Annotated in this window: 23 protein-coding genes and 1 tRNA gene; 12 read left to right on the top strand and 12 right to left on the bottom strand. The window is 64.4% G+C overall.

What is annotated here, in order from left to right; all coding sequences use genetic code 11:
* Window positions 1–265 precede the first annotated feature (265 nt).
* Together AC1DOX_RS22445 and AC1DOX_RS22440 are read left to right on the top strand one after the other, a co-directional pair.
* Window positions 266–1477, top strand: a complete 1212-nt coding sequence (locus AC1DOX_RS22445) for an MFS transporter (protein ID WP_092134646.1) — start codon at window positions 266–268, stop codon at window positions 1475–1477.
* 2 nt (window positions 1478–1479) lie between these two features.
* Entirely contained in the window at window positions 1480–1620 is a 141-nt protein-coding gene (locus AC1DOX_RS22440) for a hypothetical protein (RefSeq protein WP_441617472.1), read from the top strand.
* Window positions 1621–1644: 24 nt separating this feature from the next.
* Here AC1DOX_RS22440 and AC1DOX_RS22435 read toward each other — a convergent pair whose 3' ends face one another.
* Window positions 1645–3573 (bottom strand): ATP-binding cassette domain-containing protein, encoded by a 1929-nt coding sequence (locus tag AC1DOX_RS22435; protein WP_441617470.1) that lies wholly within the window; start codon window positions 3571–3573, stop codon window positions 1645–1647.
* Between the two features lie 472 nt (window positions 3574–4045).
* On the opposite strand from AC1DOX_RS22435, the gene AC1DOX_RS22430 reads away from it, so the two are divergent.
* Together AC1DOX_RS22430 and AC1DOX_RS22425 are read left to right on the top strand one after the other, a co-directional pair.
* Window positions 4046–4978: an amino acid ABC transporter substrate-binding protein gene (locus tag AC1DOX_RS22430; RefSeq protein WP_441617468.1), complete on the top strand. Its 933-nt coding sequence runs from the start codon at window positions 4046–4048 to the stop codon at window positions 4976–4978.
* A 127-nt stretch (window positions 4979–5105) separates the two neighbouring features.
* On the top strand, window positions 5106–6290 hold the full coding sequence (locus AC1DOX_RS22425) for a benzoate/H(+) symporter BenE family transporter (protein WP_441617466.1): 1185 nt from the start codon (window positions 5106–5108) through the stop codon (window positions 6288–6290).
* A 20-nt stretch (window positions 6291–6310) separates the two neighbouring features.
* Here the strand turns inward: AC1DOX_RS22425 and AC1DOX_RS22420 are convergent, their stop codons facing one another.
* Window positions 6311–6841, bottom strand: a complete 531-nt coding sequence (locus AC1DOX_RS22420; RefSeq protein ID WP_441617464.1) for a hypothetical protein — start codon at window positions 6839–6841, stop codon at window positions 6311–6313.
* Between the two features lie 336 nt (window positions 6842–7177).
* Between AC1DOX_RS22420 and AC1DOX_RS22415 the strand changes: the two genes are divergently transcribed.
* Complete coding sequence (locus AC1DOX_RS22415; RefSeq protein ID WP_092134654.1) at window positions 7178–7507, top strand: DMT family transporter; 330 nt, start codon at window positions 7178–7180, stop codon at window positions 7505–7507.
* 42 nt (window positions 7508–7549) lie between these two features.
* Here AC1DOX_RS22415 and AC1DOX_RS22410 read toward each other — a convergent pair whose 3' ends face one another.
* A complete protein-coding gene (locus AC1DOX_RS22410) occupies window positions 7550–7825 on the bottom strand; it encodes a hypothetical protein (RefSeq protein ID WP_441617462.1) in 276 nt (91 codons plus the stop codon).
* Between the two features lie 352 nt (window positions 7826–8177).
* Here AC1DOX_RS22410 and AC1DOX_RS22405 point away from each other — a divergent pair, with 352 nt between their 5' ends.
* On the top strand, window positions 8178–8873 hold the full coding sequence (locus AC1DOX_RS22405; RefSeq protein ID WP_441617460.1) for a phosphatase PAP2 family protein: 696 nt from the start codon (window positions 8178–8180) through the stop codon (window positions 8871–8873).
* A gap of 768 nt (window positions 8874–9641) precedes the next feature.
* Here the strand turns inward: AC1DOX_RS22405 and AC1DOX_RS22400 are convergent.
* Window positions 9642–9881, bottom strand: coding sequence for a hypothetical protein (locus AC1DOX_RS22400; RefSeq protein WP_441617458.1), 240 nt, complete (start codon window positions 9879–9881; stop codon window positions 9642–9644).
* 146 nt (window positions 9882–10027) lie between these two features.
* The gene (locus tag AC1DOX_RS22395) at window positions 10028–10231 is read right to left on the bottom strand and encodes a hypothetical protein (protein ID WP_441617456.1); all 204 of its coding nucleotides are present in this window, start codon (window positions 10229–10231) and stop codon (window positions 10028–10030) included.
* A gap of 29 nt (window positions 10232–10260) precedes the next feature.
* On the opposite strand from AC1DOX_RS22395, the gene AC1DOX_RS22390 reads away from it, so the two are divergent.
* The gene (locus AC1DOX_RS22390) at window positions 10261–10431 is read left to right on the top strand and encodes a hypothetical protein (protein WP_441617454.1); all 171 of its coding nucleotides are present in this window, start codon (window positions 10261–10263) and stop codon (window positions 10429–10431) included.
* 391 nt (window positions 10432–10822) lie between these two features.
* Here AC1DOX_RS22390 and AC1DOX_RS22385 read toward each other — a convergent pair whose 3' ends face one another.
* Complete coding sequence (locus AC1DOX_RS22385) at window positions 10823–11095, bottom strand: hypothetical protein (protein WP_441617452.1); 273 nt, start codon at window positions 11093–11095, stop codon at window positions 10823–10825.
* Between the two features lie 105 nt (window positions 11096–11200).
* Here AC1DOX_RS22385 and AC1DOX_RS22380 point away from each other — a divergent pair, with 105 nt between their 5' ends.
* Both AC1DOX_RS22380 and AC1DOX_RS22375 read left to right on the top strand, forming a co-directional pair.
* Window positions 11201–11545, top strand: coding sequence for a hypothetical protein (locus AC1DOX_RS22380; protein WP_441617450.1), 345 nt, complete (start codon window positions 11201–11203; stop codon window positions 11543–11545).
* Window positions 11542–12072: a DUF1643 domain-containing protein gene (locus AC1DOX_RS22375; protein ID WP_441617448.1), complete on the top strand. Its 531-nt coding sequence runs from the start codon at window positions 11542–11544 to the stop codon at window positions 12070–12072. Before AC1DOX_RS22380 ends, AC1DOX_RS22375 begins: the two co-directional genes overlap by 4 nt.
* Here the strand turns inward: AC1DOX_RS22375 and AC1DOX_RS22370 are convergent.
* The 3 genes from AC1DOX_RS22370 to AC1DOX_RS22360 form a co-directional block, all read right to left on the bottom strand.
* A complete protein-coding gene (locus AC1DOX_RS22370) occupies window positions 12069–12458 on the bottom strand; it encodes a hypothetical protein (RefSeq protein WP_441617446.1) in 390 nt (129 codons plus the stop codon). The two genes, AC1DOX_RS22375 and AC1DOX_RS22370, sit on opposite strands and share 4 nt — an antisense overlap.
* Window positions 12459–12800: 342 nt before the next feature.
* A tRNA-Arg gene (locus tag AC1DOX_RS22365) sits at window positions 12801–12875 on the bottom strand.
* 255 nt (window positions 12876–13130) lie between these two features.
* Complete coding sequence (locus tag AC1DOX_RS22360; protein WP_441617444.1) at window positions 13131–13622, bottom strand: lecithin retinol acyltransferase family protein; 492 nt, start codon at window positions 13620–13622, stop codon at window positions 13131–13133.
* 443 nt (window positions 13623–14065) lie between these two features.
* Between AC1DOX_RS22360 and AC1DOX_RS22355 the strand changes: the two genes are divergently transcribed.
* The 3 genes from AC1DOX_RS22355 to AC1DOX_RS22345 all read left to right on the top strand — a co-directional run bounded on the left by AC1DOX_RS22355 (window position 14066) and on the right by AC1DOX_RS22345 (window position 15877).
* Window positions 14066–14356: a hypothetical protein gene (locus AC1DOX_RS22355; RefSeq protein WP_092134662.1), complete on the top strand. Its 291-nt coding sequence runs from the start codon at window positions 14066–14068 to the stop codon at window positions 14354–14356.
* A 100-nt stretch (window positions 14357–14456) separates the two neighbouring features.
* Window positions 14457–15230 (top strand): PP2C family protein-serine/threonine phosphatase, encoded by a 774-nt coding sequence (locus AC1DOX_RS22350; RefSeq protein WP_441617442.1) that lies wholly within the window; start codon window positions 14457–14459, stop codon window positions 15228–15230.
* Between the two features lie 191 nt (window positions 15231–15421).
* Window positions 15422–15877 (top strand): fimbrial protein, encoded by a 456-nt coding sequence (locus AC1DOX_RS22345; protein WP_441617440.1) that lies wholly within the window; start codon window positions 15422–15424, stop codon window positions 15875–15877.
* 31 nt (window positions 15878–15908) lie between these two features.
* Here AC1DOX_RS22345 and AC1DOX_RS22340 read toward each other — a convergent pair whose 3' ends face one another.
* The 3 genes from AC1DOX_RS22340 to AC1DOX_RS22330 are packed head-to-tail and all read right to left on the bottom strand — an operon-like array spanning window position 15909 to window position 21101.
* On the bottom strand, window positions 15909–17231 hold the full coding sequence (locus AC1DOX_RS22340; protein WP_092134665.1) for a sigma-54 interaction domain-containing protein: 1323 nt from the start codon (window positions 17229–17231) through the stop codon (window positions 15909–15911).
* The gene (locus AC1DOX_RS22335; RefSeq protein ID WP_255371076.1) at window positions 17228–20368 is read right to left on the bottom strand and encodes a peptidase domain-containing ABC transporter; all 3141 of its coding nucleotides are present in this window, start codon (window positions 20366–20368) and stop codon (window positions 17228–17230) included. The genes AC1DOX_RS22340 and AC1DOX_RS22335 overlap by 4 nt, the downstream gene beginning before the upstream one ends.
* The gene (locus AC1DOX_RS22330; RefSeq protein ID WP_441617438.1) at window positions 20349–21101 is read right to left on the bottom strand and encodes a peptidylprolyl isomerase; all 753 of its coding nucleotides are present in this window, start codon (window positions 21099–21101) and stop codon (window positions 20349–20351) included. The genes AC1DOX_RS22335 and AC1DOX_RS22330 overlap by 20 nt, the downstream gene beginning before the upstream one ends.
* Window positions 21102–21120: the final 19 nt, after the last annotated feature.

Here is a 21120-nt window from a genome sequence, read left to right as displayed (position 1 = left end):
GACGGCCGGGCTGCGCAGCATTGTAATGGAAGGCCGGGTCGCCAATCCGATTGGCACGGCCCCAATTCGCCCGATGCTTTGCCGCCACGCCCACGGCACATTCGGGACGGCGGCCCCCGGCAGGAACGGCCGGGGCAGAGTAAACTCCACGACCACTAACCGCCGGCGCCGCCCGCCTGCCCGCGCGCCCTCGCAGGGACGCCGGCCTACGCGTCGCCGGTGTCGCCGTCATAACAATAGAGACAATCGCACCGAGCCCGACGACATGACCGACCGCAAACTTTCCCTGACCACCGTACTCGTGTGCGGCGGGCTGCTCGTAACCCTCTCAATGGGGATCCGGCATGGCTTCGGCCTGTTCAACCTGCCGATCACCCAGACGCACGGCTGGAACCGCGAGACCTTTGCCTTCGCGCTGGCATTGCAGAACCTGATGTGGGGCGTCAGCCAGCCGATCGCGGGCGCGCTGGCGGACAAGTTCGGCGCGCTGCGCATCATGGTGATCGGCGTGGCGCTCTACGTCGGCGGGCTGATCATCATGGCGCTGGCCAGCAGCGGTACGGCGTTCGCCTCCGGCGCCGGCGTAATGATCGGCATTGCGCAGGCCGGCACGACCTACAGCGTGGTCTACGGCGTGATCGGCCGCGTCGCCAGCGCGGAAAAGCGCGTCTGGGCGATGGGCATTGCCGCGGCGGCAGGCTCGTTTGGCCAGTTCCTGATGATTCCGGTGGAGCAAACGCTGATTTCCACCGTCGGCTGGCAGAACGCGCTGTTCGTCATGGCCGTGATGGCGTGCTTCATGCTGCCACTGGCCTTCACGCTGCGTGAACCGAAGTCGATGGCGGCCAGCGGCGGCCATCACCAGACCATTGGCGAGGCCGCGCGCGAGGCGTTCGGCAACCGCAACTTCCAGCTGCTGACGCTGGGCTACTTTGTCTGCGGCTTCCAGGTGGTGTTTATCGGCGTGCACCTGGCGCCGTACCTCAAGGACCGCGGCTTCACCGATCCGAAGATCGCCACCGTGGCGCTGGCGCTGATCGGCCTGTTCAACGTGTTCGGTACCTACACGGCAGGGGCGATGGGACAGCGCGTGCCAAAGCGCTACCTGCTGTCGTTCATCTACCTGGCGCGATCCGTGGTGATTGCCGGCTACCTGCTGCTGCCGCTGACCGCCGCGAGCACCTGGGTGTTTGCGGCATTGATGGGGTTGCTGTGGCTGTCCACGGTGCCGCTAACCAACGGCATCATCGCGCAGGTGTTTGGCGTGAAATACCTGTCGATGCTGTCAGGCGTGGTGTTCTTCTCGCACCAGATCGGCAGCTTCCTGGGCGCGTGGCTCGGCGGCTTCCTGTTCGACCGTACCGGCAGCTACAGCCTGGTATGGCTGATCGCGATCGGCCTGGGCGTGCTGGCCGCGCTGGTCAACCTGCCGATCCGCGAGCAGGCGCTGTCGCGCCCGCAACCGGTGGCGGTCTGACCATGATCGCGGCGCGGCAGCGTTGGCTGAAGGGACTGGGCCTGCTGGCGCTGGCGGTGGTGCTGACGCTCGGCTTCCTGGCCTACCTGCGGCCGGCGTTCATGGTCGACCTGACCAATATGGTGCTGGCGTGGTGCGGGTAAGTGGGTCCCGCCGAAGGGGCGGGGTTACTGCGCCTCGCCCTTGGTTTTAGCTTCGAGCACTTCCCAGCGTTCCAGCGCCTCCAGCAGTTCCATCTCGATCTCATCATGCCGGCTGGCCAGTTGCGCGGCCTTGCCCGGATCGGTCGCGTACAGCGAACCATCCGCAAGCTGCGCGCCGAGGGTTTTCTGCTCGGCCTCCAGCGCGTTGATGCGCTCGGGCAGGCCATCCAGTTCGCGCTGCTCCTTGTACGACAGTTTCACCGTGCGATTGGCGCCGCGGGATTCGCGCGTGGCCTGGGCCTTTGACGCCTCGGCCGGCTTCTGCTCGGCCTGCCGGGCCGCCTGCAACGCTTCGGCACGGGCCGACTGGGCCAGCCAGTCCGAATAGCCGCCCACGGATTCCCGCCACTGGCCGTCGCCCTCGGCGGCGATCGTCGATGTCACCACGTTGTCCAGGAATGCCCGGTCGTGCGAGACGAGGAACACGGTGCCGCTGTAGTCCTGCAGCAGCTCCTCCAGCAGTTCCAGCGTGTCGATGTCGAGGTCATTGGTCGGCTCGTCCAGCACCAGCACGTTGGCCGGCCGGGCGAACAGGCGCGCCAGCAGCAGGCGGTTGCGCTCGCCACCGGACAGCGACTTGACCGGCGACCGCGCGCGTTCCGGCGCAAACAGGAAGTCGCCCAGGTAGCTCATCACGTGCTTGCGCTGGCCGTTGACCTCCACCCAGTCGCTGCCCGGGCTGATGGTGTCCGCCAGCGACTTCTCCAGGTCCAGCGCCGTGCGCATCTGGTCGAAGTACGCTACCTGCAGGTTGCTGCCATTGCGCACGGTGCCGCTGTCCGCGGCCAGCTCGCCCAGGATCAGCCGCAGCAGCGTGGTCTTGCCCGCACCGTTAGGGCCGATCAGGCCGACCTTGTCGCCGCGCATGATCGTGCCGGTGAAATCGCGCACGACCACCTTGTCGCCGTACGACTTGGAGACATCGATCAGTTCCGCCACGATCTTGCCGGAGCGATCCGCCTGGGAGACCTCCAGCTTCACGTTGCCCTGCACCTCGCGGCGCGCGGCGCGCTCGTTGCGCATGGTGACCAGTCGCTGGATGCGCGCCACGCTGCGGGTCCGGCGCGCTTCCACGCCCTTGCGGATCCACACCTCTTCCTGTGCCAGCAGCTTGTCGAACTTGGCCTGCTCCACGGCCTCGGCGGCCAGCAGGTCCGCCTTGCGTGCCTGATAGGCGGCGAAATTGCCCGGGAACGACACCAGCCGGCCACGGTCGAGTTCGACGATGCGCGTCGCCACGCGATCCAGGAAGGCGCGGTCGTGGGTCACCAGCAGCACGCTGCCACGGAAGCCCAGCAGCAGGTCTTCCAGCCAGCGGATGGCTTCCACATCCAGGTGGTTGGTCGGCTCGTCGAGCAGCAGGATGTCCGGCTCCGCCACCAGCCCCTGGGCCAGCGCCACGCGCTTCTGCAAGCCGCCGGACAGCGCATCCACGTGGACGTGCGGGTCCAGCCCCAGCTTTGCCAGCGTGGACTCCACGCGGGTACGCAGCTGCCAGGCGTCGGCGGCGTCGAGTTCCGCCTGCACGCGATGGAGTTCGGCCAGCGTGGCCTCGTCGTGATGGGTTTCGAGCCTGGCGAGCGCGGCGTCGTAGCGGATCAGCAGGTCGTGGGCCTCGCCCATGCCCTGGCTGACCGCATCGAACACGGTCAGGCCCGGCTCGAATTGTGGCTCCTGCGCCACATATGCAGAAGTAACGCCACTTTGGCGCGCGATCAGCCCGTCGTCGGGCGCGGACATGCCGGCCACGATCCGCAGCAGCGACGACTTGCCCGTGCCGTTGCGGCCGATCAGGCCAACGCGTTCACCGGCTTCCAGCGAGAAATCGGTGTGGTCAAGCAATGCCACATGCCCGAAGGCAAGCTGGGCATCGGAAATGGAAAACAGGGCCATGGTGCGGAGACGGGTAACGTGCGGCGCGCGTCAGTCGGGGATCGCGGGTCGATCCCGGCGCGCAAGGCAGCCCCGAATTGTAGACGAGTCGGCGGCCCGGCCACGGGCACCGGCGCCCAAAAAAAAGAAGGGCCCGTTTGCACACGGGCCCAAGAGTCTCTCCTCGGTGCCCTGCTCGCAAGGCACGATTGAAGGATACGCATAGGCGTCGCGCACCAGAAGTCGGAGAAATCCGTAAGGGAAAGTCCCCGTCAACCGCCGGATGGGGGAACGTTGCAAGCGAGCACGACTACTATCGCGGCGGTTGTGTCTCAGCCGTTCGCCGTGGAACAATCAGCGCCATCGGATTTCTCCGAAAGCACAACAGCGGTATCAGAAGAAGGCAGTACGAGAGAGCCGGACCCATCCGGCCATCGGGTGGCTATCCGCCACCAGGGGTTTTTTCCTGACAATTTTCGGACGGGTGTCTTTCATGACCAATTCTGGCCTGCCGCGCCGTGCCTCGCTCAAGAGGCTGGCGCCTGTCGTACTTTCCCTTGCCGCCCTGCTATCCCTGCCGGCCATGCCGCCGGCGCAGGCAGCTTCCAACTCAGTGGTCCAGCGCATCCAGCAGACCGGCGCGATCCGCATCGCCCACCGCGAAAGCTCGGTGCCGTTTTCCTTCGTGGTCGACGGCAAGCCGATGGGCTACGCCGTGGACCTGTGCCTGAAGGTGGCCGAAGCGGTGCGCACACAGCTCAAGATGCCGCAATTGCGCGTGGATTGGGTGCCGGTGACGCCGGCCTCGCGCATCCCCGCCATCGTCGACGGCAAGGCCGACCTGGAGTGCGGGTCCACCACCAACAACCGCGAGCGCCGCGACCAGGTGGCATTTACCATTCCGCACTACATCGCCGGCAGCCGCATGCTGGTGAAGGCGGACTCCGGCATCCGGAAATGGAGCGACCTGCGCAGCAAGACGGTGGTGTCGACCACCGGCACCACGCCGCTGGCCATGGCTCGCAAGATGGATGAATCCGGCACCCTGAGCCTGAAGGTGGTGGAGGCGAAGGACCATGCGGAAGCGTTCGCGATGGTGGAATCCGGCCGCGCGGACGCCTTCGTGATGGATGACGTGCTGCTGTTCGGCCTGCGCGCCAATGCGAAGAATCCGGCGACGCTGGCCGTGACCGGCGAGCTGCTGACGATCGAGCCGTACGCGATCATGCTGTCGAAGCACGACGCCGAGTTCAAGAAGCTGGTGGACAAGGCGATGGTGGCAGCGATCTACGACCAGGAAACCCAGAAGCTCTACCGCAAGTGGTTCCTGGCACCGATCCCGCCGAACGGCATCACGCTCGACATCCCGATGAGCTACCTGCTGCGGGATTCGTTCAAGTTCCCGAGCGACAAGGTCGCGGACTGACCTCCCCGGGGCGGCGACCGTTCGCCCCGCCTCCCTGCTGCCGCCGCGCGGAAGCGTGTTCCGCGCCGGCGCGCGCCCGTGCGAAGATGTCGGCCACGCCGCACAGCCCCTCCCCGCACAAGACGCCATGACCGCCGCCTCCCCAAAACTGTCCGACCTGTCCGTCTCCACGACGGTGGCCGGGCTGATCGCCCTGCTGACCGGCTACACCAGCTCGCTGGTGCTGATGATCCAGGCCGGGCAGGCGGCGCATCTCAGCGACGCTCAGATTTCGTCGTGGATCTGGGCGCTGTCCATCGGGATGGGGATCACCACGCTGGGGTTGTCGCTGGCGATGCGGGCACCGGTCGTCACCGCGTGGTCCACGCCCGGCGCGGCACTGCTGATTGCCAGCCTACCAGGCGTGCCGTACCCGGAAGCTGTCGGCGCCTTCCTGCTGGCGGCGTTGCTGATGACCGCGGCAGGACTGACCGGCTGGTTCGACAAGCTCATGAAAGTGTTACCCGCCAGCATCGCCTCCGCCCTGCTGGCCGGCATCCTGTTCCGGATCAGCGTGGATGTCTTCGTGCAGGCCCAGCACCAGACCTTACTGCTGCTGGTGATGTTCGCCGCCTACCTGGTCGGGCGGCGCGGGTGGCCACGCTACGCGGTGCCGGGCGTGCTGGGGATCGGCGTGACGCTGGCCGGCGCGCTGGGCCAGCTGCACTTCGAGCACCTCCGCCTTGCCGTGACCTTGCCCGTGTGGACCACGCCGGCGTTCTCGCTGTCCGCATTCGTCAGCATTGCGGTGCCGCTGTTTATCGTCGCGCTGGCGTCGCAGAACGTCCCCGGACTGGCCGTACTGCGCGCGGACGGGTACCACGTACCGGCCAGCCCGCTGATCACTATCACGGGCGTGGCGTCCGCCATCCTGGCGCCGTTCGGGTCGCACGGCATCAACCTGGCCGCGATTACCGCCGCCATCTGCACCGGTCCGCAGGCCGACGCCGATCCGCACCGGCGCTACATGGCCGCCGTGGTTTGCGGCATTGGCTATCTGGCAATGGGCGTGATGGCGGCCAGCATCGCGGCGCTGTTCGCGGCGTTTCCGAAGGCGCTGGTGGTGGCGGTGGCCGCGTTTGCGCTGCTGGGATCGATCGCCAACGGGCTCACGGTGGCCATGCAGGCGCCGGCCGAGCGCGAATCGGCGCTGCTGACGTTCATGATCACGGCCTCGGGGATGACGCTGGCCGGCGTGGGCTCAGCGTTCTGGGGGGTGGTGGGCGGGATGCTGGCACTGGCGGTGCTCAGGCCGCGGCAATCCGCCACCTGAGCCCGGACCCCCTCCAGCACCTACAACAACAGGAAGGCCACGTCGGCGGCGCAGATCTGCGTCACCGGCACACCCTTGCGACGCTGGAACAGCACGTGTTCCAGCACGCGGTCGCGGTGTTCGGCGAAGACGGCCGGATCAAAGCTCAGCGCGGCCGTGGCGTAGTGTTCGGACAGCAACTTGTAGACGCGATGGCGGACCAGCAGCATCTCGTTGTCCGCCTGCAGGCGGGACAATTCCACGCTGTTGTCTTCCTCGAGCTGGCGCATGCCGACCACCACGCGCGCGTGCATGCCGCGATAGCGATCGATCTCCGCGTGCGCCTTGCGCAACTCCTCGCGCAGCGCCCGCACTTCCTGCATCAACTTGAGATTTTGCTGGACGCCCCGCTGAATGCGGGACGCTTCTTCCAGCGCATGATCGGCGGCGGCAATCGTGTTCTGCCACACGCCCTCGCCGGTGTCCTCGTGGTGCGCCGGGTCCGATGCGCCCTCGATTTCGGCGAAGCGCGGTTTTGGCCAGGCCGTTGCCGTCTCCAGATTGTTGCTCATACCGCTCCCCTTTATCCCTACAGCAACCTACCTGCCACCAGCTTTGTTATGGTGCCGGCATGGTCAGGCGAACACCGCGACATACCTGAGTCGCCTCTTTTGTCTTCCCGAGCGACCCTTGCGTCATGCGCATACCTGCATTCAAGACCTCAATGCGACGTAATACAACCACCGCAAGGGGGTAATCCACCTGCCTGAAACCCGCATGGTGCTTGGGCTTACGGCAATTCAGACCCGGCTTTGCAGCCCCATTTGGGGCATGCCGCCGCATAATATCGCGTCCGGAGCGCCTTACTCGCCGCTTTCGCCCCAACCCAAGTGACACGCATCAAGGTTATGAACGGATACGTACTCCTCGCCCTGGCCATCGTCGCCGAAGTCATCGCCACCAGCAGCCTGAAGGCTGCGGAGAATTTCACGCGGTTGTGGCCCAGCGTGCTGGTCGTCACTGGATATGTCGCGGCCTTCTGGCTGCTGATGCAGGTCATGAAGACCGTGCCGGTGGGGGTGGCCTACGCGATCTGGTGCGGTGCCGGCATCGTGCTGGTCACGCTGATCGCCGGCGTGCTGTACCGGCAGGTGCCGGACCTGGCCGCATGGATCGGCATCGCGCTGATCATTGCGGGCGTGGCGGTCATCCAGCTGTTCTCGAAGATGACGCACTGAGTCGTGGAATGGGGAATGGCCGGCTGCTCCGCTGGTGGCCGGTCAGCTCTTGGGCGGCAGGGTGCGGAGCAGGCGGTTGACCTGCACCAGCGTCTCGCACTCGTCGGCATTGCGCTTGCGGCGCTGGTCGATGATCTCCAGCAACGCGCGGATCTGGCCGTTCTTGACTTCGCAAGCGGCCTTGCCAGCTTCCACGCAGGCCACGTCGATCTCGCCGCGCAAGCTTTCCTGGACGATATCGATCAGCGCGGTGCAGCCGGACGTATCCGCCAATGCGGGATCAGGCGTCGCCGCCATGGCATGGGTAGCGCCAAGCATGGCAAGCGCCGGTAGCCAGCGGTGAATCGTCCTGACAGGGAGCATGTGCGCGGTGATGAAGATAGGACCGCATCCGGCGGCATCGGGCGCCCTTGCGGCGCGCAGCCGACATCATAGCGGTTTGGCCCGGCGCCGAGGCCGCGGGATGTTGGGGACCGCGCAGAACCGGCTCGGCAATTTCTTGGCGGGATGAAGTCGGGACCGGCATCTGGTGGCATCGGGCGCGCTTGCAACCCAGCCGCAAGTTCCCGCGTCCCCGCACATTGTGTGCGCCAGCCGACCAAAGCAATTTGCCCGAATTGGTAAGGTGCGGTTCCATCTCGCTTCCGGACGGCAAAGGAATGTGCACGTGATGAATCCATTCGACAGCACCATCGTTCACTTCCTGAACCAGTTCGCATTCCGCTCGGAATTCTTCGACCGCGCCGCCCTGGCCATGACCCAGTTGTATATGCTGCGCGGCGTGCCGATGATTGCCCTGCTTTGGTGGATCTGGTTTCGCGATGGCGACAGTGCGACTAAGCAGCGAGATCGGGAAATCATCGTCACGACCATTTTTGCCGGCCTTTGCGCGCTGGCTCTGGGCCGGTTTCTGGCGCACTGGGTACCGTTTCGCATTCGGCCTTTCGCAAACCGCGAGTTGGGGTTGCATTTCCCCATGTCCTCGGAAGATCGCATTCGTACCTGGAGCGCCTTCCCGAGCGACCACGCGATGCTGTGGGTAGCCGTGGCGACCGGCATCCTGCTGGCCTCCTGGCGGGCGGGTATTGTCGCGCTGGCGTACGCGCTTCTGGGCATCTGCCTGACGCGTGTTTATGTCGGACTGCATCACCCGACGGACGTGCTTGGGGGCGCCGCCATCGGCGCCTCACTGTGCCTGCTACTGAACCTGACGCCGTGCCGTCAATGGATAGCCGCGCCGGTCCTGTACGTTTCCAGGCGCTACCAGGCCCTGTTCCATATGGGCATGTTCTTACTGAGCTTTGGACTGGCGACCCATTTCGACGAGTTGCTGATGATGAGTTCGGCGCTGCTGAAGCACGCCTGAAGTCGTTGTGGCAGCGGCGAGTCTGTTGAGCGCGTGCAACACGGTGCAACCGATACGTTGCAATGCGAATTTCCACGGTCTGTCATGTGGCCGATTGGCTGGCCAGATCACCAGGTACCCAGGCTCAAAGGAACCGGTGCCAGAAGGTGCGCGGGCAATTGACGGGGAAACCGTAGGTCTTGGCAGTGAATCCGCACCGACTGACATCGCTGATGCGGTCCAAGGCGTAGGCATAGCCAAACAAGGCAACGAGAAGTAGCGCCAGGACATACGTCGGGATGGCACCACACAGGGTACGCAATAGCTTCATAGTCAGGCTCACAAAGGTTAGCTACATCGGAAAACGAAGTGCCCTACCGGTGACCCGTGCCAGTTCTCTGAGTGACTGGCTTGAAAACTAAACGCCGTGCTGGACAACCATACCAAGACTTGGCCAAAAACTGAATGCCGTGAATACCACTAGCCAATTTAAGGACCCGCGTTGAAACACGGCGTATTTCCAGGCCCGCCGACAATCGGACGCAACCAGGGCGGTTTGCAAGGCAATTGGAAATGAGAGGTTCGACCGTACGGGCATCGCCTAGGGGCACCGAGAGTCGGGGCATCGAGTGATGCCCCAGGGAAACCCCGAAAATGATGGATGCCAGCGGGTCGCGGCGAACCGTGGCGATCTCTAGCGAACCAGTTCAGACCGAAAGGCCTTGTATTGGCATGGCCGGGTGAGCGTGCAAGGGCTTCCGCGGCCTTGATGATGATCCCGGCATGAGGCTACAAGCCCGTCTTGGTGTTCTCCACGCTAGCCTTTGCGTATGCAATTGCTTCAGTCATCGCCTCTTCCTCGCTATTGAACGTGGCTTTGATCTTGTGTCGCAAGCCTGGAACAAGCTCGTTTGCGTGATCAATTCTTCGCTCGAACAATACCGATGCCTCCCAGGCCCCAGATTTCGACTTCCAGACCGTGCAGTGGCAGTAGTACTCCCCTTCTTCCACCCAGACATGGCTCGACATGGCGACCTCCCATCGTTTCGAGGAAGCCTAGCATGAGATAGGAGCGTCATCCGGACGGCCGGAGGCCACAGGCGCGGCGGGTATGTCAACGGCTCCGGCGCGTGGGAGACGAACCCGTGGGTGTGGGTGGTGGAGTTCCGGAGGGTTCAGCGTTGATCCTCAATCCACGCTTTCGCCCATGCGATGCCTGCCGCGACGGCAAATTCGAATGTTGCATAGGAGCCCAGAGGCTCAGACGCCTCCAGAACGAGATGGTTTTTTTGCACCGTGCCAAAGGCTTCGAACGAACCATCAGCCAGTTGCTTCGCAAAGCCACGAACTGTGTAGTCCTTGTAGCTCTCAATGCCCATGGTAGCCCCCTGTTTCGGAGGATCGTAGCATGCTCACCAACCACTGTTACCAAGGCGAATGCCGCGCGCTGATGCGCGACCTGATCGCCAACGGCGCGCGTGCGATGCATGAAATCAGCTCTCCACCTCATGCCAGCCGGCGAAGCTGTCGTTCGTATTGTTCTCGTATGTCCATTTCGTCCCGCACGTCGAGCAAGTAAACGACGTCTTGATAATGGCCCCTTTCCCGAATGGACGAATCTTCTCACTGCCCGTTTCAACAAGGGCGTCGTGACCCCGTTCCCCTCGCCTGTCTGGGACGATCGAAAAGCAAGCATCGCACTTCGCCATGGCCGTCTCCCAAGAATCCAAGAATGGAACGGACTAGTCCGGACTTCTTTCAATTCGAACCTTTGCATCACGTATCGCATCGGCCATCGCAAGTTCACGCGTGGGAAAGGCTCTGCCTGGGCTCTCAAATCTCGCTTGCCCATCGATGGTGTATGTCCAATGCCACGCCCCGAATGTCCACTCGGTCAATTCAAAGCTCACGTGCCGACCCATGTACATGAGGCTCTCAACCATGGCTACTCCCTCCATTGCGCCGTGACTTCAGCCCAGATCCAGCAATACGTCGATCGCCAGCTGGCCATAGTGGATAGCCGCCTGCTCAGCAGCCTCACGGGTGAAGTAGTCGCTGCGGTCGCTTGCCGGGCCGTAATCCAAGTCGTCGTCATGCTCGGCGGTGTATCGAATTGCGACGGCATAGCCCCATTTTTGACCCGGCGGCGGCTCCGTGCGCCCCAGCTCAGCAATTTCAAAGGCGATGGCGTGGATGTACATGCCGCAGTACGGCTCAATGATCCAACGCAGCTTTTCGCTCATGGACACCTCCATACTGTTCCAGGAATCCTAGCATGCCGATAAAGCCTGAGAATCGCCACCGCTACCCGGCCAACTGGAAGGAGATCCGCGCCCAGATACTCGAGCGTGCCGAGCACCGCTGGCGAGCAGTGCAAGTCGCCGAACGGAGTGCTGATCGCGCGCGGCGCCGGGCGTGACGTGGACACCTACATGACCAACGACGCCGAGGTCTTTCATGCCGGCTCCGGCGAGCACCTCGGCCGCAAGCGGATGAGCGACTACGAGGTGGGTCGGATGGTCAAGATCGTGCTCACAATCTCCCACCTGGAACACACACCGGAGAACTGTGATCCGGCGAACCTGCGCGCCTGGTGCCAGCGGTGCCACCTGCGCTACGACGCGCGGCACCACGCCGAGAATGCGCAGCGCACGCGGCGCGATCGAAAAGCCATTGGAGACCTGTTCGCATGAAACACCTGATTGAGACCACCCTCGACGGCCAGGCCGGCTGCATCCTGTCCGACTGCGAGCAATACCGATATCGCCTGTGGCGCGAGTGGGACCGCGGCCGCCCGGGCCTGGGCTTCATCATGCTCAACCCGTCGACCGCTGACCACCAGGTGAACGACCCAACCATCACCCGATGCTTGCAGCGCGCGCTTGCCGGCAAATACGGGCGCTTGGAGGTGGCAAACCTGTTCCCGCTGCGCTCGACCGACCCGGGCGGCCTGCTGACCCACCCGGCTCCGCTGGGCGACCGGGCTGACTGGAACGACGGAGGGATCATGGACGCGATCGATCGATGCTCGATGGTCATCTGCGCCTGGGGCGCGCACAAAGCGGCGCCCGACCGGGCTGCCGAGGTGCTACGCATCATCCGCAAGTGCGGCCGCGCCACGCTGCTCTACCACCTCGGTCTGAACAAGGACGGCAGCCCCAAGCATCCGTTATACGTGCCGGCTGCGACGAAACCGTCCTCGTTTGCGCTCCACCGCTAGACCTTTACATCGGTTTCCTGCTCAATCTCGACCGCTGCGTGTTTAGCCCGCGCTTTTGTGCGGTCATAGTAGGCAAGAAGTTCGAGGCCCCTCTTCGAAACAAAGCTCCTACGATATCTCACGCCAGCTATCTTCTCGTTTTCCATCAACCCGTGCGCCGCCAGCTTAGGTGCCATGTTGTGATACATGAATGCTGCGGCAGCGCTATTGTTAGATTGATTGGTAACGCCGGTGGTCAGCGGATCTCGCATCGAGATGAATAGCATCAGCAGGTTGGAGGTGAAACCTTTACCGCCGGCGGCCTCATCCGGCACCGGCGCGCGGATGTCGGAAATGGGGGTGCTGCCCAGTATGGGGAAGACGTCGTTTTCGAGCGAGGCGAGCACCTTGCCGGCGTAGACCTCGTTCCAGCTTTCCTTCTGGGTAGCAAGCGCCAGAGCTTGCGTCCGTCTGGCATTACCTCCAGAAACAGACCGCCACCATCGGCCAGCTAGTACGGCTTGTCCTTGGCCTTTGCGTTACGGAGTTTCGTGTCTGATAGCGGCTCGACGCGGATGGGCATTTTTTCGTGGCACCGAAAATCGTGGCATTACTGGCGCCACGAATGATGCCTCGAAAAATGCGGGATGCCAACGATTCGTCACGAACACTGACGAACGTCGAAAGGCTTGGAAGCCTTGATTTGTCGCGGCGCGGAGAACGTTGAAGAACGTCCGCGGCCTTGATGATGGTCCCGCCGACAGGAATCGAACCTGTATCTAGCGCTTAGGAGGCGCTCGTTCTATCCATTGAACTACGGCGAGCGGACCGTCTGCACGTTGCTTGTGCCGCGCTGGGGCGGCCAAGCCGGAAGACGGGGCGGAGTATAACAAACTCCGCCCGCGCCCGGCCTCTTCTGCCGGTTGTTTCACGTATCCCGCGGCCGGTGCCTCGCGCGCTCGCCCTGCCCTGTCCGCATCCACGATGGCAGGCGCGTCCGCTGCGGCTATCGCAGCGTTCCCAGTCGATCAGTCCGGTCATGGCAGGCTCCTTGGGGTTGTAAGGGTCAGGCGGGTAAATCAGGCGGCATGCAGGCCGGAGCCCGTGCCGGTCGACGACAGGAAGGCGCGGACCATTTGCAGCACCGTATGCACGGCGGCACGCGGGTGGCGCAGGCAGGTTTCCACTTGCTCGCTGCGGCCTTCGCCCAGCAGGCACCACGTGCAGAAGTGCTCGCAGTTGTTGGTCAGCAGGTGGTAGTGGCTTTCTCCCAGGCGGGTGCGGGCACGTTCCACGGCTTCCACGCCGATGTAGCGGGCGCAGGGTTCGGGCTTGACCGCCACGCCATGGCCGTGGGCGAACTGTTCGAGCGAGGTTTCTTCCACCGGGGCGGCGTGCAGCGTGTGGCAGAAGCCGGCGTAGTGGATCACGCGGCCGTGGCCAACGTAGATGCCGTGGTGGATGTAGCCATTGCGTTCCGTGACCAGATGCGCGCCAGGCAGATAGTCGTCGTCGGCCAGCGCGATCGGGGCGCTTTGGCGTGCGGCTTGTTGTTGGTCTTGGGCGTTCATGGCAGGTCTCGGTTCGGTGTCTGTTGGCTGCAGCCAGTGCTGCGTCGTTGCCAACCAACCGCATCAAGCGTGCCAATGACACCGATCGACGGCGCCACAAGGCTTTCCGGGGAATCCGGCCAGAATCGGGCACCGGAGTCGTCAGCGAGCATCCAACACCTTTTGGCTCACTGTGTTGGCGCCCTACCACCAGCAAGGTCCCGCCAGCAGGCTTTCACGGCGGGAACAGGCCGACGGCCGACTGGTGGGCAAAATCCACCACCGCAGGCGAGCCTGTTGGACGGCCCCCAACGCCGCAAGCGTCGCAAGCCGCATATCCCGGGCGGAATCGTGCCCGGACGCCACGTCCACGCCACCATGGCGGCGGTGGCACACCGCTTGCTCTTATCAGGCATCGCGCAATGCGCAGCCCGGGCCGGACGGCCCCGACTCAGGAGACCACCATGGCCACCCTTATCATCAAGGACCTCGACACCCACCGGGAGCTGGATTTCCGCTCGATGGCCTGCATTCGCGGCGGCGGCGCCCCGTGGGTGTTCGGCTGGATCCAGCCTTACTTGCCGTCCCGGCCCAGCGCGTCTCCCGTCGTGAACTTTTACGAGATCAATTACAGCTTCTATGCTGATCAGATGAACAACCAGTTCCAGAACATCGACGTCCACAACAACGCGCCGAATTCGACCATCACCGTCGACGCCAACCTGGACGCCCGCAACAAGGGACGGCTGGTCTGAGTCCTGCCGGTAGCCGGCGGGACTCGCTGGCTACCATTTGACGGCTGCCCCAGGGGGCGGCGCTTGCGCGGAGCCGCACCGATCCGCGCCGGAGCACAACGTGACCTGCGCATCGCAATTCCGCTGGACCTCCGCCGCCTGTACAGATGTCGGACTGGTGCGGGAACGCAATGAAGACGCCTGCCTGGATGTCCCCGAACGCGGCGTCTGGGCGGTGGCCGACGGCATGGGTGGCCATGCCGTCGGCGACTTTGCGAGCCGGGCCATCGTCCAGGCCCTGTCGGCAATGGCACCCGGGGACAGCCTGGAGTCCACGCTGGACGGCGCGCGCGCGGCCATGCAGGCGGTCAACCAGGCGCTGATCGACGAAGCCCTGCGGATGAAGGTGCGGGTGATCGGCAGCACCGTGGTGACGCTGGTGGCCTGCGAGCGCCGCTGCGGCTGCCTCTGGGCCGGCGACAGCCGGCTTTATCTATTCCGCGCGGGTCATCTGAAGCAGCTCACCCGCGACCACAGCCAGGTGGAGCGGCTCCGCGCGCGCGGGCTGATCACGGCCGAGGAAGCCAAGCACCATCCCGCGCACAACACCATCACGCGCGCCGTGGGCGCGGCATCCACGCTCGACCTTGAGCAGCTGACGCTGGAAATTGGCGACGGCGACATCTTCCTGCTTTGCAGCGACGGACTCAGCAACGAGGTCGAGGACCCCGAGATCGCAGATGTGCTGGCGGGTGGCGATGCCGAGTGGGCTGCGAAGAAGCTGGTCGAGCTAGCGCTTGCGCATGGCGGGCACGACAACGTATCCGTGGTGGTGATCCGCGCCGAGGATATCGGCGGAGGATCGGACATGACGCTGCTGAATCCGGAGGTTTGACGCCTCCGGTTTGACTTCACACGATTCCCGGATACGTTGGCGAATTTCACGCCAGGGTCTGGGGCCGACGCCTCGTTCTCCGCCGCGCTCGTTGAACGGAATGGCAGGCACGAAGTCAGGCGCCCCGCCCGGCTCACGGGCACTGCAGTGCCCCATACGTCACCATGGCCTTGAATTCGGGGCCCACGAGAATGACGATCTCAATCCCTCCCGATGGACTCCAGGTCAATACCGTGACCTGCCAGACACCGGATGTTTTGGTCAACCTCGGCAACCACACCACTTCCGAGCTGGGCGCCATCAACGCATTTTCAGCGTCGACCAACTTCGAGATTGCCCTGAACAATTGCCCCGGCGGCATCAAGGCCATCAAATACGAGGTGGATGCGGCCACCTCGATTCTGGATGCCGACAGGGCCGTCGTTGCGCTGGATGCCGCCTCCACGGCCAAGGAGGGAGTTGGCGTGCAACTTTTGGACGGCGCAGGAAACCCGCACAAGCTGGGGGTTTCCAATACGCTGAGCGGCGTCGATCCCAACGGCGGCAACTACAAAATCCCCTTGCGCGCGCGGTACTTCCGAACAGGAGCAGGCATTGGCGCCGGTAGCGCGAACACCTCCATGACTTTCACCATGTCGTACGAATAGAACGAACCAGGTGGCATTTGCCAAAAGCCAGCTACTTCCCCCCCTCCGCCTGCCGGTTGTTCCTGAAATCCTTTGAATGAATCCCGTGCTTCTTCAGCAGCATCTGCACGTGGGAGCGATTCATGTCGAAGCGGCGCGCCAGTTCGGCGACGGTGCCGCCTACCTCCTGCAAGCCGCGCTCCAAGAACGCGCGTTCGGCCTCGTCGCTGGCCGCGCGTTTTGCCTCGCTTAGCGATGTGGCGGTGCTGCTCAGGTCAGTTACCGTGGCCTTTCCTCCTGCGATGGCCACCGCCTGCAGTCCGGCGGGCTTCGGCCGGATGTCCTGCGGCAGGTGCGCGAAGTCCGCCGTATCGCCCGCCAGGCATGACAGCCGGTACATCAGGTTGCGCAGCTCGCGGATATTGCCCGGGTAGTCGTAGTGGAGCAGGAAGTCCCGCAGCCGGGGCGTCAGCTTGATGGGCCTGCGCTTGAGCAGCCCTGCCGCTTCGTCGCCAAAGTACGCCACCAGCAGCGGGATTTCGTCGCGCCGTTCGCGCAACGCCGGCAGCGTCACGTGGATCACGCTGAGCCGGTAGAACAGGTCTTCGCGGAACGTGCCCTCCTGGCTCATCCTGCGCAGGTCCTTGTTGGTCGCCGCGACGATGCGCGTGTCCACGGCAATCACCTCGTCCGACCCCACGCGCTGAATCTCGTGCGCTTCCAGCACGCGCAGCAGCTTCACCTGCCCCGTCAGCGGCAATTCGCCGATTTCGTCGAGGAAAATCGTGCCGGTATGGGCGCTTTCGAACTTGCCGCGCCGGTCGTTGGACGCGCCCGTGAACGCGCCCTTCTTGTGGCCGAACAGTTCCGACTCCAGCAAGCTGTCCGGGATGGCGCCGCAGTTGACCGAGATGAACGGCTTGTCGGTGCGCGCGCCATTGGCGTGGATCACCTTGGCCATCAGCTCCTTGCCGGTACCGCTCTCGCCGTCGATCAGCACCGGGAGGTCGGTCGGCGCCGCCTTCTCGGCAATCTCCAGCGCCTCCAGCAACTTGGGGTTGTCGCCGAACGTCCCTTCGAACACAAAGCTGCGCTCGAGCAATGCCTGCCGGCGCTCGCGCGAGGACATGTCCACGGGCTCCACCTCGGGCACTTCGGGCTCGCCCGTGGCAGACGCCGCCGCGACAAAGCGCTCCTTGTGCGACAGCCCCATCACCTCGTCGCGCAAGGTCGTGGCCTGCTTGAGCAGCTTCTCGATCTCGGGCCGCTCCAGCCGCGACGCCCAGCGCAAGGTGGAGCGCAGGATCTCGATCTTCTCCATCAGGCCGGCAAACGACACCGCGGACGTGACAGGCGTTGGGTTGTATAGCTTCATGCCGCGCTCAGCTGTTTCTGGACCAACTGGTAGTACATGCCGCGGCGCGCGAGGAGCTCCTCGTGCCGCCCCTGTTCCACGATCCCGCCTTCGTACAGCACCAGGATCGTGTCTGCCTGCATGATCGTGCTGAGCCGGTGCGCGATGATGACCGCCGTGCGGCCGCGCAGGATGTCCTGCATGTTTGCCAGGATGTTGCTCTCCGACTGCGTATCGAGTGCCGACGTGGCCTCGTCGAACACCAGCAGCCGCGGATCGTGATACAGCGCGCGGGCGATGCACAGCCGCTGGATCTGCCCGCCCGACAGCCCGATGCCTCGTTCGCCCACCACCTGCTCGTAGCCCAGCGGCAGCTTGGAGATGAACGGATGGGCGTCCGCCATCTTGGCGACTTCCTCGATCCGCCGGCGATCGGGACTGTCGTCGCCACAGGCGATGTTCTCGGCGATGCTCCCCGAGAACAGCAGGTTGGTCTGCATCACATAGCCCACCTGCGCCCGGAAGAACTCGGTGTCGATCACGCCGACGTCGTAGCCATCCACGGTCATCGATCCTTCCGTCGGCTTGTAGAAGCCCACCAGCAGCTTGGCCAGCGTGGTCTTGCCCGACCCGCTGCGCCCCACGATGGCCACCATTTCGCCCGGCCGCATGTGGAAGCTGATGTTCTCCAGCACGTAGGGCGTGTCCTCGCCGCCATAGCGGAAGTAGACGCCGTCAAAGCGGATCTCGCCCTGCAGGTCCGGCAGCATCACGCGCGACAGCACGTCCTGCGGCTTCTGCTCGGGCTCCAGGTCCAGCACGTCGCCCAGCCGCTCCATCGCCACGCCGGCATCGTTCAGCTGCCCCCACAACGACACCAGCCCCATCAGCGGCGCCAGCACGCTGCCCATGAACGCGTTGAACGCGATCAGCTGGCCGATGGTCAGCTCCCGCTCCAGCACCAGCGTGGCGCCGACCCAGAGCACGGCGATGGTCGTCGCCGCGTTGAGGACCTGGCTGACCAGGCCGACGAGGATATGGAACGACTGCGCGTGATACTGCCGATCCAGCGCCTTGGCATACTTGCGCTCCCAGCGCAGCCGCACGGGCCGCTCGATGCCCATGCCTTTCACCGTCTCCGCGCCGCCCAGCGTTTCCATCAGGTAGGCCTTGGCATCGGTCGACGCGGTGAAGACCTCGCGCGCGTAGTTCTTCACCTTCGGCGTCACCACCACGGTCAGCCCCGCGATGGGAATCACAAACGCGATCAGCAGCAACGTCAGCTTGACGTTGTAGAGGAACATGATGGTGAAGTAGATGAACACCATCAGCAGGTTCAGCGCCGTGGTCACCGTGGACTCGGTCAGGAAGGCGCGGATGGTCTGGTTTTCCTGGAAGCGCGCGAAGATGTCCCCGGTCTTGCGTTTGGCGAAGAACGACAGCGGCAGCGACAGCGTGTGCTTGAAGAAGTGCGACATCATGGCGAAGTCCATGTTGCGCACCATGAAGTTCGCCAGGTAGGCGCGAATGGTCACCATCAGCTGCGTGAAGACGTTGGAGATGACCAGCCCCAGGATCAGCAGGTGCAGCAGCCCGACGTTCTGGTGCACCACCACGCCATCCAGGATGTTCTGGATGATCAGCGGCGGCACCACGCCCAGCATCTGGATCACGAACGTCGCCAGGAACAGGTGCGCGAGGATCTTCTTGTAGGGGGCCAGGTAGCTGATGAAGCGCAGCCACGGCGACCGCGCCACGGCCAGCTGCGTCATCGTCTCGCCCGCCGTGAACAGCAGGCAGGTGCCGCTCCAGCCGCGCTCGAATTCCTCCGTGCTCATCTTGCGGAAGCCGAGGGCCGGGTCGGCCACCCAGACCCAGCGCGCGGAGATCCCGTAGACCACCACGTAGTGGTAGCCCTCCCAGTGGACGATGAACGGCAGCTCGAACCCGAGCAACGCATCGCGCGTACATTGCACGCCGCGCGCGGTAAAACCAAGCGATTCGCCGGCGCGGGCCAGGCTGTCGAGCGTGGCGCCGGCCGTGGTCACATTGGCCAGCTCCCGCAATTTTCCCAGCGTCATCGGAATGCCGTAGTGGCGGCAGATCATCGCCAGGCAGGCCGCGCCGCAATCCATCTCCTCGGCCTGCTCCACCAGTGCGAAGCGGCGGATCAGGCGTTCACCGAACTCCGGCTTGGAATGCAGGTCCAGCAGCACGGGCCGCTTGCGCCGTTCGGCCAGCTTCTTCTGCCGATGCAGCTCGCGATCCACCACGCGGATGCGCTCCTCCATCACCTCGCGCAGCCGTGCATTGCGTTCCAGGATCAACTGGACGGTTTTCTCGGGGATCACCAACAGCCGCGTGTCGGTTTCCGCGATCGCCGAGGCCACCTGCTCCTGCCGCATCACGCAGGCGCGCTCACCGAAGATGTCGCCCTGACCGAGCGTGGCAAGCTGGAACGTGTCGCCGTCGTCTTCGCGCACGATGCGCACCGTACCCTGCCGCACCACGTAGAGCCGGCGGTCATCGCGGCCATCCTGCTGCAGGATCGTCTTGCCGGCGGCCACGCGCTTCACGCCGACGCTGCGCACGGCTTCTTCCAGCTCGGTCTTGTCGAGCTTGCCACGGAGGTCGAACAACCGCGCCACAAAGCCGCCAGCCGAACTGATCGCCACATAGCTGGTGATGAACGCCAGTGCGGCGGGATTGCCCGCCACCACGGGTTCGCTCACGCTGCGCGGGATGGTGATCAGCTCCGTCTTGCCCGATGCGCGCACCGACGACTCGTGCCGGTATTCGCGCAGCAGGGCGATATCCGCGAAGACCTCGCCGGTCTTGCGCACGCCCATGCTGATTTCCTTGCCGTGCTCCTCGTTGAACACGCGGACGGAGCCCGTACGGACGATGACGATGCCGTCGGCCGGATCGCCGGCATTGCACACGGTGTCGCCAAAACCGAACGTCAGCGTCCTTGCGCTGGCCGCCAGCCGCTCGATCTCTTCGCGCGACAGCGGCGTCAGGATCTCCACGGTCGCCAGGAAATCGGCCAGCGCGGACTGGCCGGTCGGCGACGATGCGCCAGGCGACGGCGGCTCACCGGCTGCCGGCGCGCCCGCCGCGACGGTCGATGCAGATTCGCTAGCGGGCTTCGATGACATGTTCCTGCGCCCTCGCCATCAACCAGTCTTCGCGCAGCCGCCGCTTGACCTCCATCGTCACGTCGGCGTCCAGTCGGGCGGGATGCTTGGCCCGCACGAGAAAGACCTCGAAGAAGGAGCGATCCGGCGCCGGAAACGGCCCCAGCAGATCGCCCGGCTCCGCATTGAACACCTTGGCCTCAATATCGCCCTTGAGCGATCCGCGCAGCACCTTGCCGATGTCCCCGCCCTGCTCGCGCGTGTCGGCGATGGAGTGTTCGCGTGCCATCTCGGCAAAGCTGTCCGGGTCATCCTGCAGGTACGACACCAGTTCGCGCGCCTTGCCTTCCGTGTCCACCACGATATGGCTGACCTCGATGCTGTCGAACTTCGGCGAATTCAGCTGGAAGTACTCTTCCACCGCCTCGTCGTTGCAGACGCTCGCCAGCATCTTCTCCTGGTAGAGGCTGTCCGTGACGAACGCCTCGAACTCGTCCAGGGTGATGTTGAGCGCGTCGAGATAGTGGTTCATGTCCGCCGCGCGATGCAGGCCCTGCACGCGCCGGAACTGGTCGGCGCGCTCCTGGATCTCCTCTGGCGTCAGCTTGATGCCGTGGCGCCGGGCCGCGTGCGCAGTCAGCTTGTCGCGCACCAGTTGCTCGACCAGCCCTTCGAACTGGCCGGTCAGCTTCAGCACCCTCACGAATTCTTCGACGCCGATCACTTCCTCGTCGATTCGCACGATGGCTGTCATCGCCCTCTCCTCTTGCGTT

It is taken from the genome of Cupriavidus sp. 01L415 (assembly GCF_056400065.1).
This window is presented reverse-complemented; position numbering and strand designations above follow the sequence as displayed.

Excerpts from the sequence above, each read along its gene's own strand:
- AC1DOX_RS22445 (WP_092134646.1), top strand. The coding sequence starts at position 266 with ATGACCGACCGCAAACTTTCCCTGACCACCGTACTCGTGTGCGGCGGG.
- AC1DOX_RS22440 (WP_441617472.1), top strand. The coding sequence starts at position 1,480 with ATGATCGCGGCGCGGCAGCGTTGGCTGAAGGGACTGGGCCTGCTGGCG.
- AC1DOX_RS22435 (WP_441617470.1), bottom strand. The coding sequence starts at position 3,573 with ATGGCCCTGTTTTCCATTTCCGATGCCCAGCTTGCCTTCGGGCATGTG.
- AC1DOX_RS22430 (WP_441617468.1), top strand. The coding sequence starts at position 4,046 with ATGACCAATTCTGGCCTGCCGCGCCGTGCCTCGCTCAAGAGGCTGGCG.
- AC1DOX_RS22425 (WP_441617466.1), top strand. The coding sequence starts at position 5,106 with ATGACCGCCGCCTCCCCAAAACTGTCCGACCTGTCCGTCTCCACGACG.
- AC1DOX_RS22420 (WP_441617464.1), bottom strand. The coding sequence starts at position 6,841 with ATGAGCAACAATCTGGAGACGGCAACGGCCTGGCCAAAACCGCGCTTC.
- AC1DOX_RS22415 (WP_092134654.1), top strand. The coding sequence starts at position 7,178 with ATGAACGGATACGTACTCCTCGCCCTGGCCATCGTCGCCGAAGTCATC.
- AC1DOX_RS22410 (WP_441617462.1), bottom strand. The coding sequence starts at position 7,825 with ATGCTTGGCGCTACCCATGCCATGGCGGCGACGCCTGATCCCGCATTG.
- AC1DOX_RS22405 (WP_441617460.1), top strand. The coding sequence starts at position 8,178 with ATGAATCCATTCGACAGCACCATCGTTCACTTCCTGAACCAGTTCGCA.
- AC1DOX_RS22400 (WP_441617458.1), bottom strand. The coding sequence starts at position 9,881 with ATGTCGAGCCATGTCTGGGTGGAAGAAGGGGAGTACTACTGCCACTGC.
- AC1DOX_RS22395 (WP_441617456.1), bottom strand. The coding sequence starts at position 10,231 with ATGGGCATTGAGAGCTACAAGGACTACACAGTTCGTGGCTTTGCGAAG.
- AC1DOX_RS22390 (WP_441617454.1), top strand. The coding sequence starts at position 10,261 with ATGCTCACCAACCACTGTTACCAAGGCGAATGCCGCGCGCTGATGCGC.
- AC1DOX_RS22385 (WP_441617452.1), bottom strand. The coding sequence starts at position 11,095 with ATGAGCGAAAAGCTGCGTTGGATCATTGAGCCGTACTGCGGCATGTAC.
- AC1DOX_RS22375 (WP_441617448.1), top strand. The coding sequence starts at position 11,542 with ATGAAACACCTGATTGAGACCACCCTCGACGGCCAGGCCGGCTGCATC.
- AC1DOX_RS22360 (WP_441617444.1), bottom strand. The coding sequence starts at position 13,622 with ATGAACGCCCAAGACCAACAACAAGCCGCACGCCAAAGCGCCCCGATC.
- AC1DOX_RS22355 (WP_092134662.1), top strand. The coding sequence starts at position 14,066 with ATGGCCACCCTTATCATCAAGGACCTCGACACCCACCGGGAGCTGGAT.
- AC1DOX_RS22345 (WP_441617440.1), top strand. The coding sequence starts at position 15,422 with ATGACGATCTCAATCCCTCCCGATGGACTCCAGGTCAATACCGTGACC.
- AC1DOX_RS22340 (WP_092134665.1), bottom strand. The coding sequence starts at position 17,231 with ATGAAGCTATACAACCCAACGCCTGTCACGTCCGCGGTGTCGTTTGCC.
- AC1DOX_RS22335 (WP_255371076.1), bottom strand. The coding sequence starts at position 20,368 with ATGTCATCGAAGCCCGCTAGCGAATCTGCATCGACCGTCGCGGCGGGC.
- AC1DOX_RS22330 (WP_441617438.1), bottom strand. The coding sequence starts at position 21,101 with ATGACAGCCATCGTGCGAATCGACGAGGAAGTGATCGGCGTCGAAGAA.